The 14,861-nt window shown below is 49.5% G+C and carries 10 protein-coding genes; 2 read left to right on the forward strand and 8 right to left on the reverse strand.

Annotated elements, in window-relative coordinates:
• Positions 1-67: 67 nt before the first annotated feature.
• From glgX to malQ, 3 genes are all read right to left on the reverse strand, one after another.
• Positions 68-2,155, reverse strand: a complete 2,088-nt coding sequence (gene glgX, locus ACLBLI_RS11050) for a glycogen debranching protein GlgX (protein WP_414827669.1) — start codon at positions 2,153-2,155, stop codon at positions 68-70.
• A gap of 2 nt (positions 2,156-2,157) precedes the next feature.
• Positions 2,158-4,341 (reverse strand): 1,4-alpha-glucan branching protein GlgB, encoded by a 2,184-nt coding sequence (gene glgB, locus ACLBLI_RS11055; protein WP_414827670.1) that lies wholly within the window; start codon positions 4,339-4,341, stop codon positions 2,158-2,160.
• Between the two features lie 78 nt (positions 4,342-4,419).
• Complete coding sequence (malQ, locus tag ACLBLI_RS11060; RefSeq protein WP_414827671.1) at positions 4,420-6,618, reverse strand: 4-alpha-glucanotransferase; 2,199 nt, start codon at positions 6,616-6,618, stop codon at positions 4,420-4,422.
• Positions 6,619-6,856: 238 nt separating this feature from the next.
• Here malQ and gap point away from each other — a divergent pair, with 238 nt between their 5' ends.
• Both gap and ACLBLI_RS11070 read left to right on the forward strand, forming a co-directional pair.
• Positions 6,857-7,852, forward strand: a complete 996-nt coding sequence (gene gap / locus ACLBLI_RS11065) for a type I glyceraldehyde-3-phosphate dehydrogenase (RefSeq protein ID WP_414827672.1) — start codon at positions 6,857-6,859, stop codon at positions 7,850-7,852.
• A 187-nt stretch (positions 7,853-8,039) separates the two neighbouring features.
• Positions 8,040-8,897, forward strand: coding sequence for a D-hexose-6-phosphate mutarotase (locus tag ACLBLI_RS11070; RefSeq protein ID WP_414827673.1), 858 nt, complete (start codon positions 8,040-8,042; stop codon positions 8,895-8,897).
• Between the two features lie 169 nt (positions 8,898-9,066).
• Here ACLBLI_RS11070 and ACLBLI_RS11075 read toward each other — a convergent pair whose 3' ends face one another.
• The 5 genes from ACLBLI_RS11075 to zwf are packed head-to-tail and all read right to left on the reverse strand — an operon-like array spanning position 9,067 to position 14,689.
• The gene (locus tag ACLBLI_RS11075) at positions 9,067-9,711 is read right to left on the reverse strand and encodes a bifunctional 4-hydroxy-2-oxoglutarate aldolase/2-dehydro-3-deoxy-phosphogluconate aldolase (RefSeq protein WP_414827674.1); all 645 of its coding nucleotides are present in this window, start codon (positions 9,709-9,711) and stop codon (positions 9,067-9,069) included.
• 3 nt (positions 9,712-9,714) lie between these two features.
• Positions 9,715-10,668, reverse strand: a complete 954-nt coding sequence (locus tag ACLBLI_RS11080) for a glucokinase (RefSeq protein WP_414827675.1) — start codon at positions 10,666-10,668, stop codon at positions 9,715-9,717.
• On the reverse strand, positions 10,665-12,494 hold the full coding sequence (gene edd, locus ACLBLI_RS11085; protein ID WP_414827676.1) for a phosphogluconate dehydratase: 1,830 nt from the start codon (positions 12,492-12,494) through the stop codon (positions 10,665-10,667). Before edd ends, ACLBLI_RS11080 begins: the two co-directional genes overlap by 4 nt.
• Before the next feature lie 9 nt (positions 12,495-12,503).
• On the reverse strand, positions 12,504-13,196 hold the full coding sequence (gene pgl / locus ACLBLI_RS11090) for a 6-phosphogluconolactonase (RefSeq protein ID WP_414827677.1): 693 nt from the start codon (positions 13,194-13,196) through the stop codon (positions 12,504-12,506).
• Entirely contained in the window at positions 13,196-14,689 is a 1,494-nt protein-coding gene (gene zwf, locus ACLBLI_RS11095; protein WP_414827678.1) for a glucose-6-phosphate dehydrogenase, read from the reverse strand. The genes pgl and zwf overlap by 1 nt, the downstream gene beginning before the upstream one ends.
• Positions 14,690-14,861 lie beyond the last annotated feature (172 nt).

A 14,861-nucleotide genomic window follows, 5' to 3' on the forward strand; every position in this document is an offset into this window, starting at 1 on the left:
TTCGATAAACTTGCTGTAAACAACATCGCTGGTAACAGCGCCACCTTGCCTGATGGCTGATTTTCCGTCAGCGTGCCTGTTGATTGTAACTGAACAATGCCATACTGCGTCCCGCCTGCAAAAATACTCGCTGTATACAAATTGCGGGTTGCTCACCCACCGACCCATATCGGGTATCCAGGTGCAACGTCCAGCCACCGCGCACGGAAAGCGCCGGCAAATTAAATCTGACATCGTTATCACTGGCATTGACGCACAAAAACCAATGTTCCTGATCATGTTCACCGTCGTTACAGCCCCGTATTTCGACACCGAAGGCTTTGTTATGCGCGGCCTGCCAATCCTCGGATGCTTTGTCGGTACCATCGGGTTTGTACCAGTTAATCGCTGCGACGTTGTAACCGTTGTAAAAACGGTCATCCTCAAGGTTCATACGGCTAAGCAGCTCACTGCTTTGTCGTAATGTAATTACATGCCGGCAAAAAGTAAGAAAATCCTGCTTACGCTTGTTGAGGTTCCAGTCGTACCAGTTAAGCGCATTGTCCTGACAATATGCATTGTTGTTTCCCTGTTGCGTTTTGCTAAGCTCATCGCCACCTAAAATATGCGGCGTCCCCTGAGAAAATAGCAGGGTCGCGAACAGGTTTCGTTTTTGCCGTTCACGCAGCGACAGGATATTCTGCTCTTGAGTTTCCCCTTCATGCCCGTAATTTGCAGAGAGGTTATGGCCGTGTCCATCGCGATTATCTTCTCCGTTCGCCTGATTATGGCGCTCTGAATAGCTCACCAGGTCGTGCAGGGTAAAGCCGTCGTGATAGGTCACATGATTGACTGAGGTGTTAATGTGACGCTGGCCCTTATGAAAGATGTCTTTTGAGCCCATCAAGCGGGTTGCAAAGTCAGCAGCGAGACCTTCATCGCCACGCCAGAATGCACGTACGGTGTCCCGGTACTGATCATTCACTTCCAGCCAGGAGGTCGGAAAGTTACCCACCTGGTAGCCGCCCGGCCCGATATCCCAGGGCTCGGCAATCAGGACGACATCTTTTAACACCGGATCTTGTGAGATAGCCCGTAATAATCCCGCGTTTTTGCGATACTGCTGGGGATCCCGTCCCAGGCAGACGGCAAGATCAAAACGAAAACCGTCTACACCAATCACTTGCACCCAGTGACGTAACGCATCCATGACCAGCGCCGTCATATTCGCCTGTGCGGTATGAATCGTATTGCCACATCCAGAGTGGTTAGAATATACCAGCTCGCCGTCAGCGGACTGCTCAAGTAAATAGGATTGATATGGGCTGAACCCTTTGAAAGACAGAATCGGCCCCCCTTTCCCGCCTTCCGCAGTATGATTGAAGACAACATCAACAATCACCTCCAGCCCTGCTCTGTGATAGCAATCTACCATGTGCCTGATTTCAGCAAGCGCGTCGCGGATCCCATAGCGGGGTTCTGGCGCAAAAAAGTTTACCGGATTATAACCCCAGTAATTTGTCAGGCCCTTTTCGGTGATATAAGGCTCAGGCATGAAGCTGGCCAAAGGCATGAACTGGACAGTGGTAACGCCAAGTGCCACCAGATGGTTAAGCACTTCCGGATGACAGGCACCAAGGTATTTCCCCTGCTCTGATTCTGGTACATCTGGATGCAGCTTTGTGAGCCCTTTCACGTGTGTTTCGTAAATAACTCGCTTATGCGGGGCTATTGAGGGTCTGAGTGCAGAGGGAGCCGAGTAGCGATGCGCATCTACCACAACACTTTTCGCCACCATAAAATGCGAGTCATTGGCGTATTGCCTGGCGTTCCAGTGCATGGGGCGGCTGAGCTTCTTCGCGTAAGGGTCAATAAGCAGCTTGTCGGTAGGTGCGCTATGAAGTTGTCCATCTCCCCTGTCAACACGATATCCGTATAATTGACCGTGTGTTATGTCAGGTACGAATCCATGCCATACATCGCCGCTTTTACCAGGCAACAGAACTTCACTTAATGGCTCTTCCGTATCATTATGGTAAAGACAAAGCAGCACAGCCCGGGCATCCGGACTGTACACCGCAAAGTTACACCCTTTCTCGGTTACCGTAGCACCTAATGGTACAGGTTGCCCCGTGGTAACCACTGAAAGCGCTGATGTGTCGACTTTTGCGTCCACACTTACTCCTGTTCAAAGGTTATAAACAGCGTGGCCAGAGGTGGAAGAGATACTTCGATAGAGTGCGGCTGATGGTTCCATGGCTGGTCATCTGCATGCATCACGCTGTTAATGGGATATTCACTACCCCAAAATACCTGACTGTCGGTATTCAATGCAACTTTATAATCGCCTGCATCCTGAACGCCTAACCTGAACTGCGGACGCGGAACGGGCGTGAAGTTGCTGATGATATACACCTTTTGCTTTCTGTCTGCAGAAAAACGCACGAACGACAGCACGCTTTGTCCGGCATTTTCATGATCTACCCAGGCAAACCCCTCGGGTTGGTTATCCAGCTCATGAAGTGCCGGTAACGCTCGATAGGTCTGATTTAGTGTGCGGTACAGGTGTTGGATCCCCTTGTGCTTATCAAATTCCAGTAGCCCCCAATCAAGGCCAGTATCATGATTCCACTCGCAGCTCTGTCCCAGCTCGTTGCCCATAAAATTTAGCTTTTTACCCGGATGCCCGTACATAAATGCCGCATAACAGCGCATGTTAGCCGCCTGCTGCCATTCGTCACCCGGCATTTTGCCAATCAGGCTGCCTTTGCCATGCACCACTTCATCATGAGAAATTGGCAACACGAAGTTTTCATCGAACGCGTAAACCATGGAGAACGTAATATCACCATGATGATAGCGGCGATAGGCGGGATCCTTACTGATGAAATGCAAAGAATCATGCATCCAGCCCATGTTCCACTTGAATCCAAAGCCAAGTCCGCCGTCGAAAACGGGCCGCGAGACTTTTGGAAACGATGTCGACTCTTCGGCGATGGTCATTGCGTGGGGGAAGTGCTTATATACTTCCTCGTTCATCCAGCGTAATAAACTGATGGCTTCATAGTTTTCATTGCCGCCATCAACATTCGGGATCCATTCGCCGTCATTTCGAGAATAGTCCAGATACAACATAGAGGCCACGGCATCGACGCGCAGACCATCGATGTGAAATTTGTCCAGCCAGTAAAGTGCGTTAGCAACCAGGAACTGTCGCACCGCCCCTTTCCCAAAATCGTAAATACAGGAATTCCAATCCGGATGCCAGCCACGGCGAGGATCCTCATACTCGTAGACATGACTACCGTCAAACCTTGCCAGACCGTGACCGTCTTCAGGAAAATGCGCAGGCACCCAATCAATAATGACACCAATACCAGCCTGATGAGCAGTATCGACAAAGTACTTAAAGTCGTCAGGCGTGCCAAAGCGGCTGGTTGGCGCAAACAGGCCGACCGGCTGATACCCCCACGATCCATCGAATGGAAATTCAGAGACAGGTAACAGCTCCAGGTGGGTATAGCCCATTTCTTTGACATAACTGATCAAATCATCTGCCAGTTCCCGGTAACTGAGGTAGCGCGCTGAGCTTTCCTCCCCCGGACGTTTCCAGGACCCTAGGTGCACCTCATAGATACACATTGCAGAACGGTATTTGTCTTTTTTGCGCGCTTCCATCCAGTCATTATCATTCCACTGATAGTTGTCGTGGTAATAAACTCTTGATGCATGCGAGGGATATTGTTCAGCGTGAAAGCCAACCGGGTCAGCTTTGTGTGGCAAATCATTGCCCGCACTGTCTTTAATTTGGTACTTATACCTCTCACCTTGCTGCAATCCGGGGATAACCAGCACCCAATAACCCAGTTCCGTTTTCTGCATGGGGTGACTGCGCCCGTCCCAGCCATTGAAATCACCAATTAGTGATACCGCGCTGGCGTTGGGTGCATACACTGCAAACCGAATAGCATGCACCTCGCCTTTGCCATCAGAGATGGTTATTGGCTGTGCCCCCGCCTGTCGGTATAAATTCGCTGGCTGGTGATCAATAAAATGGACCGCATGGTAGGCGTCCTGAGTAAACTGGTACGGATCCAGAACTTTATAGGTGTCGTTGCCTCTTGTTACATGCAGTGTATAGCGTTCGTCATCTTTCAGTGGCACCGCAGCACTGAATAAGTCGCTGTCATTCTGGCGAACCAGTGATATCGGTTTTTTGCGACTTCCAACGATTGCGGCCTTTACCTCTGTCGCGCCGGGTAGCCAGGCTGTCACCACCTTATTTTTTCCCTGCTGTTGAGGGCCAAGAATTGAGAACGGGTGGGGACATTTTGCCCATGCAAGTTGCTGCTCAATCTGCATGTATAACTCCTATAAAAAGCCCGTGGGATCACGGGCTTTACGTTTCTGTATATAGCGTAGGTCAGTCAATAGGAAAAATTAACCGGTACTGGCCTTTTTTCTCGCCTGCGACAGTGATCCTGCTAGTTCGACAATATCACGGTTGGCGAAAATCGCCTCAAGATTTTGGCTGAGTTTTCGACGCCAGTTCGGATACTCATTGAACGTGCCAGGTACATTCACCGGCTTATCCATCTGCAACCAGTCTTCTAACTGCAGACTCAGTAAGGCACTGGAGCCCCCTGCCATATGCACCTGCATGCCGTAATTCAGCGCCTGCGTCATACCGGTATAATTCACATCGTGACCCACGCTGTCATCAACAGAATGATGGCCATGCAAGGTATTTAGAATTTCCTGCTTGTTTTCATGGCGGTCTTGGTACAACGTACTCAGAATCTCCTCTGTAGGATACAGTCCGAGTTCTTTGCCCAACTCAAGGTCCAGACAATGCCAGTAGCCAATCAACGTCGGCATATCGTGTGTAGTCAGCGTCGACATGGACTGTTCAGGGTAATGGGATGGCGAGAAGAAACCGCCGTCCTCAGCCTGCTCAAAAAAGAATACGCGATAGGAGTACACGCCATTATCAGCCAGTTTTGCACGAATTTCTTCAGGAACAGTACCCAGGTCTTCACCAATTACCAGACTTTGATGTCGATGGCTTTCCAGAGCCAGTATGCCCAGCAGATCATCTACCGGATAATAGACATATCCGCCGTCTCGGGCATGGTCCCCTTTCACCACCCACCACAATCTGAGCAGCGCCATAACGTGGTCAATACGCAATGCCCCTGACGAGGCCATATTGGCAGAAAACAAGTCGATAATTGGCTGATACTGCTGCTCGTACAGCTTTTTCGGATCCATCGGCGGCAGCCCCCAGTTTTGACCGAGTGGCCCCAGAATATCTGGTGGCGCGCCAACGCTGGCGCCAGTGCAATACAAATCTTTATTACCCCAGATCTCGGCGCTGCCCTCGCTAACACCCACGGCAAGGTCACGGTAAACTCCAATCGTCATCCCGGCTTGTTCAGCCGCGTCACTGGCCAGTTTCATTTGTTCGGCAGCCATCCACTGCAGGAACAGATAAAACTTAATCAGTTTCTTATTCGCTTTCTTAAACTTGCCGACTTCTGGGTCCTGATAATTTTTCAGGTTTTCAGGAAATACCGGCCAACCCCAGAATTCTTTTCCGCTCTCTTTGAGTGACGCTTGCAGGGCATCATACACAGCCAGCATATCAAGGCTTTCTCCCCCCTCTTCGACAAAGGCTTTAAATGCGCGGTTCTGCTTCGTATTTTTAGTAAGGTACTTGTCGTTGTATATATCGAATACGGCTCTGAGCGCCTCTAGCTTTAACGCTGACACACCGTCGTAATCGACATAGTCAACGTTACGAACATGTTCTAACTGTGCGTTAAACGACTCGCTGTTAACAATACTCTGTACTGACGGCTCTTCGTAACCTTCAATTTTGGTCACATCGATATACAGGTAGTTTAGCCAGCGGCGGGATGAGGGCCCATAAGGTGAGCAAGCATCCGGATTCGCCGGATACAGCGCGTGAATTGGGTTCAAACCAATAAAATCCGCCCCCACATCCGACGCTTTATGAATAAGGCGAGTCAGGTCAGAAAAGTCGCCAATGCCCCAGTTCGCTTCACTACGTACGCAATATAGCTGGACACTCAACCCCCAAATCTTTTTACCCTGTTTAATCTCTTCAGGTGTATAGCAACGCTCGGGAGCAACGATGAGTCGCATCGTCGCGAGTTCATCGCCGTCTGCTTCCAGTCGCAATGTGTGGTATCCCAGTGGCAGCGCATGGGGAAACGCGATGACATACTCCTGAAACTCGACATCGTCTACCTGCGCTGCCTGCGTCAGTTCTTCATCTACTGGTGTGAACGTGTGGCTGAACTGTTCATTGGAATCCGTTGTCACAATAAATGCGTAATCATCATTAACCAGGTCAATTGGCAGTCGAACTGTTAACTGAATGTTATCGTTCTCACGATTTACCTGTACCGGGTTCAACGGGGATAACCAGACTTTTCTGGCTTCTTCAGAAAGCTGTTGCTGGATGACTTCTTCACTGGAGGTATCGTAGCCCAGTGTGTTAAGCAGCTTCACTTTGCTCGACTCTGCGATGGTAGCGGGTTTGCCCCAGGCATCGACGTATTGGCTCTCAATGCCCCGCATTTCTACCAATGTCTGCAGAACGTTTTTCGTCATAGTGTTGTTATTCCTGTTTTAAAGTTGTCGCTCATGGAACCCAACGGGGTCTGATGGCCAACGTACAAATTTTTAACATTATTGTTGAAGTTGGCGCGTAACGAAACTGAATACGTTTGCATTAGAATATGTTTGTAATTTTGCAACATTATTTGCTTTTTCTTTTGCCAATTATGCCATTCTGATCCATACTTTACGTAATTTATTTTCATTTTTTACAAAACAATCGAGGTACGTCATGACAATACGCATCGGTATCAATGGCTTCGGTCGCATCGGCCGTCTGGTAATGCGTGCGGCAGAAACACGCAACGATATTGAAGTGGTTGCAATCAACGACCTGCTGGATACGGATTACATCGCCTACTTATTGAAGTATGACTCTACTCACGGTTTATTCGATGGTGAAATAAAAGTAGATAACGATCAGCTGATTGTAAATGGTAAGAAGATCCGTATTACATCTGAGAAAAATCCGGCCGACCTGAAATGGTCAGAGGTCGATGTGGATGTGGTCGTTGAATCTACCGGTTTATTCCTGACAAAAGAAACGGCAGCCAAACACCTGGAAGCCGGAGCCAAAAAAGTGGTGATGTCAGCACCATCCAAAGACGACACGCCAATGTTTGTTATGGGTGTAAACCACGACAGCTACAATGGTGAAACTATCGTTTCGAATGCGTCATGTACTACTAACTGTCTGGCACCTCTGGCTAAAGTACTGAATGACAAGTTTGGTATCAAAGATGGCCTGATGACAACGGTACACGCCACGACAGCAACACAGAAAACCGTAGACGGCCCATCAATGAAAGACTGGCGTGGTGGCCGTGGCGCAGGACAAAATATTATTCCATCATCAACTGGGGCTGCAAAAGCGGTAGGTAAAGTAATTCCTGCACTTAACGGCAAGCTGACCGGCATGGCGTTTCGCGTACCAACCCCTAACGTGTCTGTCGTCGATTTAACCGTTAACCTGGAAAAACCGACGTCGTATGATGATATCTGTGCAGCGATGAAAGCCGCATCTGAAGGTGAATTAAAAGGCATTATGGCCTACACCGAAGACGCGGTAGTATCGAATGACTTTATCGGCAATGCTAATACGTCTATTTTTGATGCTACTGCCGGTATTGCACTGACCGATACCTTCGTGAAACTGGTATCCTGGTACGATAACGAGTGGGGTTATTCCAATAAGGTACTGGACCTGGTAGCTCACATTTCTGAATAAGCTGATACAGCTCAGCATAAACTTAGCTAAATACTTAAAAAGGTGCGATTTTTTTATCGCACCTTTTTTTATTTCAGTGCACAATTAGCACCACATTGCGCTGATGAATTTAATTCTCCGCCACACAGAGCGAAACTGTCATTTGCTCCGTATTTGTCATTAAAATCGTATTTTGCAGGGAGTAGCTATGACCATCGCGAGCAGCGTTACCGTGAATGAATCACAGGGAATAACGTTTCTGGATATTGATAACCCGTTGGCGTCCGGACGCATCAGTTTGTTTGGGGGGCATGTACTTTCCTATATCCCTAAACACGACGGGAAAGAGCGGCTTTGGCTAAGTCCCCATGCCTTCTTAAATGGAGAAAGACCTATTCGCGGCGGTATTCCTGTTTGCTGGCCGTGGTTCAGTGACGACCATGGTAAAGAGAAGGGCGAGTTGCCTTCTCACGGTTTTTTGCGCTCGCAAGTATGGCAACTCAAATCCTCAGAAGATACTGATGATGGCACGCGCGTTGTACTCACCCCCTCTTTCACCCGGGGAGACGGGTTCGAGTATGATTGTAAAGTCAGTCTAATAGTGGTGTTCGGCAAATGCCTTTCGGTTTCTCTAGAGACGAGGAATACAGGCATTGTCCCGTTCACATTTAATCAGGCACTTCACTCCTATTTTGCAGTACCTGATATCAACAAGGTCAGCCTCGAAGGCGTCACCGGGAAATACAAAGATAAGCTGCAAAACTGGGCTGTACTGGACACTCCCTCACCTTATACTTTTTCTGGCGAAACAGATCGTATCCATGTAGAGCCCATAAATACCATCACGCTGAACAGTGAAAAACGCCCTGTCACCGAGGTGCAATCACAAGGCCACGACTCAGTGGTGATCTGGAATCCTTGGCGTGGTGCCGCCACCATGTCTGACATGGATGCCTTCGGATATACACATATGCTATGTGTAGAAACCGCATGTACGAAAGGGGTCACAATCGAGCCTGGCAATAGCCATACAATGACGCAGACGGTAATTGGTTTGCCTCACTAGTTTCTTACCGCCATCGTTATGTTGTAAAGCACACCGTTAATAAGCCGCTTAACATGGCCCCTCTTACAATATTACGGCATAACATGCACAAAAAAGCCCGGTAACATTGTCCGGGCTTTTTTTAGACTCGTCGCGCCTTGCGCTAAGACGCAAGGCACGCTTCTGCCTATCAGGCTGAGGCCCCATCAACGGCATCTTTAGCTAGCTGCGTAATTCTGTCCCAGTCGCCTTCATTAATGGCATCATCCGGCGCAACCCATGAACCACCAACGCATTTCACGTTCGGCAACGCCAGATATTCTTTATAGTTTGCCGGACCAATGCCACCAGTCGGACAGAATGTCACATCCGGAAACGGACCCGAAATCGATTTAATGGCTTTAACGCCACCTGACGCTTCTGCAGGGAAAAACTTCATGTGGGTATAACCCGCATCTTTCCCTTTCATCAGATCAGAGGTGGAAGAAATTCCCGGAATAAGAGGAATATCTCCGTCCATACCCGCTTTCAGCAAATCGGCAGTCATGCCCGGGCTGATCGCAAATTTAGCGCCCGCCTCAGTTACCGCTTTAAGTTGCTGGGCGTTTGTTACCGTGCCAGCGCCAATTAATGCATCGGGTACTTCTTTTGCAATTTTACTTATGACATCAATAGCGACCGGTGTGCGAAGCGTGACTTCCAACACTTTAATGCCGCCAGCCATAAGGGCTTTCGCCAGCGGTACCGCTTTCTCGACGTCGTTGATAACCAGTACCGGCACGACGGGTCCCGCAGCAAAGATCTCGGCTGGAGATATTTTCCAATTTGTTGTCATAATTCAGCTCGCAATATGTTGTTGTAAATACGCTGATGCGCCCAGAAGGCCATGATCCGGCTCAGCGATTAAATAAGTGGGAATGTCTTTGACGTAATGTTTCATCTGCCCTTTCGCTTCGAACCGGGCACGGAAATCACTACGTTGCAGGAACGACGTAAAACGATTGGCGATACCGCCGCCGATAAATACGCCACCAGTCGTTGCCATGTTCAGCGCCAGATTTCCGGCAAAACTCCCCATGATCCTGCAAAACTGAGTTAACGTAGCGGCGCAAATGTCACAGCTACCGTCTACCGCTTTTTCAGTAACCTGAGCAGGCTCTGTCAATTCAGCGGCAATCCCGTTATGTGCAGCCAGCGCACGATATATGTTCAACAGACCTCTGCCAGACATCACTTCTTCAGCTGACGCGCGGCCAAACTGTTTCTGCAAATAACGCCAGATTACGATGTCAGTTTCATCGACTGGAGCGAAGTCAGTATGACCGCCCTCGCCGTCCAGCGTCTGCCAGCCTGAGGTTGTCATTGTGATATGCTCGACGCCAAGGCCGGTGCCAGGGCCGAACACAGCAATATTGCCATTGGCTTTGGCATTGCCCTCACCAATCTGAACGACCTGATCACCGCTTAGCACCGGAAGTGAATGTGCCACGGCGGTGAAGTCGTTAATCACGTACAGATCGTCCAGCTTGAGTTGCTGACGAAGCGCCTGCTGGGAGAATGCCCAGCTGTGATTCGTCATCACTACCTGGTCGCCCAACACAGGGCACGCGATAGCGATACATCCCTGAGTAAATGTGTATGCCGGCATATCCTTAAAATACTGCAAAATTGCCAAATCAATACTGGCAAAGTCATTGCACATGTATTTTTTTATGTCGCTCACACCGTCGCTGGTGACGCGTGCAAGGCGGATATTCGTTCCGCCTACATCAGCAACGAACTGTGCACTCATAGCTTCTGCTCCTGCTCTACAAACAACGAGCAAGCGCCTTCTTCAGCACCTGTCAGCACGGCACGCATGCCAGCAAACATTTCACGCCCCATACCTATTTGATGATGAGCGATATCCGCAGCACGCGGTTCACGCGCGTTCAGGGTTTCTTCGTCAACCAACAGCGTCAGTGCACCTGTCTTGGTATCCAGCTCGATCATGTCACCGTTTTCGACCTTGCAGAGTAATCCTCCCTTGAAGGCTTCAGGGGTAACGTGAATGGCTGCGGGCACTTTACCTGACGCGCCAGACATACGGCCATCGGTTACCAGGGCAACTTTAAAGCCGCGATCCTGCAGCACGCCCAGTGGTGGTGTCAGACGATGCAGCTCTGGCATACCAATAGCTGAAGGTCCCTGGAAGCGAACGACTACAATACAATCTTTATCCAGCTCACCAGATTTGAATGCGGCATCAAGTTCGAACTGGTCTTCAAAAACGACAGCCGGGGCTTTAATGTGGCAATGCGGTGTGCGCAGCGCCGAGGTTTTGATTACGGCACGGCCAAGGTTGCCCTGCAATACACTCAGACCACCATCTGGCTTAAACGGTGTGTCGACTGTTGCCAGCACCTCTTTGTCCAGCGATTCTTTCGGTCCGTCACGCCACTCCAGCTCGCCGTCATTAAGGAACGGCTCTTTGGTGTAGTTATCCAGGCCTTTACCGCAAATGGTAGTAACATCATTATGCAGCAATCCGGCATCCAGAAGCTGCTTCATCAGCAGCGCCATACCGCCAGCGGCAGTGAAATGGTTAATATCGGCGGAACCGTTAGGATAAATGCGCGTTAGCAGCGGCACGGCGTTGGAAATTTCAGAGAAATCGTCCCAGTTAATGATATAGCCCGCAGAGCGCGCAACGGCAATCAGGTGCATGGTGTGGTTTGTTGAACCACCGGTCGCCAGCAGACCAACCAGGCCGTTTACCAGCGCTTTAGCATCAACGATGTGACCGATAGGCGTGTAATTCTCGCCAAGGTCTGTGAGTCGTGTAGCCTGTACCGCAGCGGCTTTGGTTAACGCGTCACGCAGAGGCGTACCCGGGTTAACAAACGACGAGCCGGGCAAGTGCAGCCCCATCATTTCCACAACCAACTGGTTAGAGTTTGCTGTGCCGTAGAAGGTACAGGTACCTGCTGAGTGATACGATTGCGACTCTGCTTCAAGTAGCTCTTCACGCCCTACTTTGCCCTCGGCATACGCCTGACGCACGCGGGCCTTCTCTTTGTTGGGCAAACCAGATGGCATTGGACCTGCCGGAACAAAAACGGTTGGCAGATGACCAAAGCTTAACGCGCCCATTAATAATCCGGGCACGATTTTGTCGCAAATACCCAGCATCAATGCCGAGTCAAACATGTTGTGAGATAACGCAACAGCTGACGCCATGGCGATAACGTCACGGCTCATCAGACTCAGATCCATGCCTTTCTGACCTTGCGTCACACCGTCACACATTGCCGGCACGCCGCCCGCGAACTGTGCGACACTGCCGACTTCTTTCACGGCTTCTTTGATCAGTGCAGGATACGTTTCATAGGGCTGATGCGCGGACAACATGTCGTTATATGCCGATACAATACCGACATTGGCCTTTGTCATTGAACGTAAATCAGATTTCTCTTCTGTGCCACAGGCTGCAAAGCCGTGTGCCAGATTGCCGCAGGATAAGACCCCGCGGTGAGGCCCTTCGCGGCGGGCATTTTCAATTTTGTCCAGGTACGCTTTACGCGTCTCTTTGCTGCGTTCTATGATGCGCTGAGTGATTTCAGCTAATTGCGAGTTCATATTTATCTCCTATGGCGCCCACATCAGGGTAACCGGTGCACGGTTAATAACAGCGGTGATGGGTTTTTGCGCTTCGGTGGAATTATCCAGGGCTTCAGTCAGCACCTCCTTCTTACGTTCGCCAGTCAAGTGCAGAAAAATATTGCGACTGTTCAGTAACGTGGGGAGTGTCATTGAAATACGCTGGTGCGGTGCAGTGGTTGGCGTGACGGCGATACAGGTTCTGCCACTATTCATGTCGAGTCCATCCTGCACCTGTTCGGAACACGGGAACAATGAAGCGGTGTGTCCGTCCTCCCCCATTCCCAGGATCAGTGCATCGAATGGCTGTGCCATACTGGCAATATTAGACTCGGCTTCGTTAATGCCTTCATTAGCATCTGCATGATCGGTTTTTAACTCAACGAAATGCGCTGCTGCCGCCTTGTTTTGAAGCAGATTCTGCTTTACCAGTTGGGTGTTGCTGGCATCGTCGTCTTCGTTTACCCAACGCTCATCAGCCAACGTGACATCCACTTTACTCCAGTCCAGCTCAGCATTGCTCAGAAGCTTGAACAGGGCCAGAGGCGTACGTCCGCCACTGACGACCAGAGAAGCCCGTCCACGGGTTTGAATACCAGTTTTCAATATCGATGTCAGGGTCGATGCGAAAGCTTCCGTCAGTGCATCGGGTGTATCGTAAGATTCAATCGTTAATGCCATTATTTCTTTTTCACCTGTTTGCTTTCATACCAGCTACGGTTAGCTCGTGCCAGCAGACCAATCGAATCTACCGGCCCCCATGTACCTGCCTGGTATGGCTCTGGCGGTTCATTCGTGTTTTTCCAGGCCTCAAGAATTGAATCAACCCAGTTCCAGGCCTGTTCAATTTCATCACGACGGACAAACAACGCCTGATTGCCCAGCATCACTTCCAGAAGCAGCTTTTCGTACGCATCAGGGATCCGTTCATCACCAAAGGCTTCAGATAAACTCAGGTTTAGCTTGGACTTTTGTAAATCCATCGAGCCGGAGCTGGTTAGCCCAGGCACTTTGTTCATAACGGTTATTTCGACGCCTTCATCCGGCTGCAATCGAATCACCAGTTTATTCGGTGGCAGGTTCTTAAAGCTGTCGCCAAACAAATTGTGCGGCTGACGCTTGAAGTAAATGACAACCTCACTGACTTTGGTTGGCATACGTTTACCGGTTCTCAGGTAAAATGGAACACCCGCCCAGCGCCAGTTATCAATTTCGGCTTTAATCGCAACAAACGTCTCCGTTTTACTCTGCGTATTGGCATCTTCTTCCTCAAGATACCCAGGCACTTCCTCGCCTTTCACGAAACCAGAGGTATACTGTCCACGGACGGTCACATCATTAACGTTAGAGGCATTGATTGGACGCAGTGCTTTGAGCACTTTGAGCTTCTCATCACGAATATTGTCAGCATCAAGGGTTGTAGGTGGCTCCATTGCAACCAGAGACAAAATCTGTAGCAAGTGATTTTGTACCATGTCGCGCATTTGACCGGCATCGTCAAAATACCCCCAGCGACCTTCAATACCTACCGATTCAGCAACGCTGATCTGAACATGGTCGATGCAGTTGTGATCCCAGTTCGTCGCAAAAATAGAGTTAGCGAAGCGCAGCGCTACCAGATTAAGCACCGTTTCTTTGCCCAGGTAATGGTCGATACGATAAATCTGTTTCTCGTCAAAGAACTCAGCAACCTGGTTGTTGATGATTTTCGAGGACTCCAAATCGTGACCGATTGGTTTCTCCAGCACGACACGTACGCTCGAATCAATAATTTTGCAACCATGCAGGCCCCGGCAAATGTCCCCGTAAATTGAAGGAGGCGTCGCCAGATAGCACACCATGGTGCGGCTTGGGTCTACGTGCTCGTCGAACTGCTTATAACTGTCGACGTCTTTCATATCAACGCAGACATAATCCAAACGGGCTTTCAGTCGTGACCAGGTTTCTTCGCAAAGATCGGAACCGCCAAACTTGATGATGTTGGCTTTCACTTCGTCAACGTATTCATCCACCGTCATTTCCTGACGTGCGACACCGATAATCATCGTGTCGGGGTGTATGAGCTCCGCTTTTTCGAGTTGGTAAAGAGACGGCAACAGCTTGCGCCGTGAGAGATCCCCCATCGTGCCAAACAGCACAAAATCACAGGGTTCGTAGGAGTTATCCACTACCATATTCGTCGACCTTCTTAATAATAACAGTAACGTGGTTTTTAATCGTTCCAGGCAACGGCTACTGATTGGTTGTTAGCACATAGTTAACACCAAATGTAGTAAAATTACAACTTTGCCATTTTTCTTATTTATTTTGATGATTTTTGAGTGCTGACCGGGAAAAAACGAAATT

Source organism: Alteromonas sp. H39 (assembly GCF_047556435.1).
Lineage (GTDB): Bacteria > Pseudomonadota > Gammaproteobacteria > Enterobacterales > Alteromonadaceae > Alteromonas.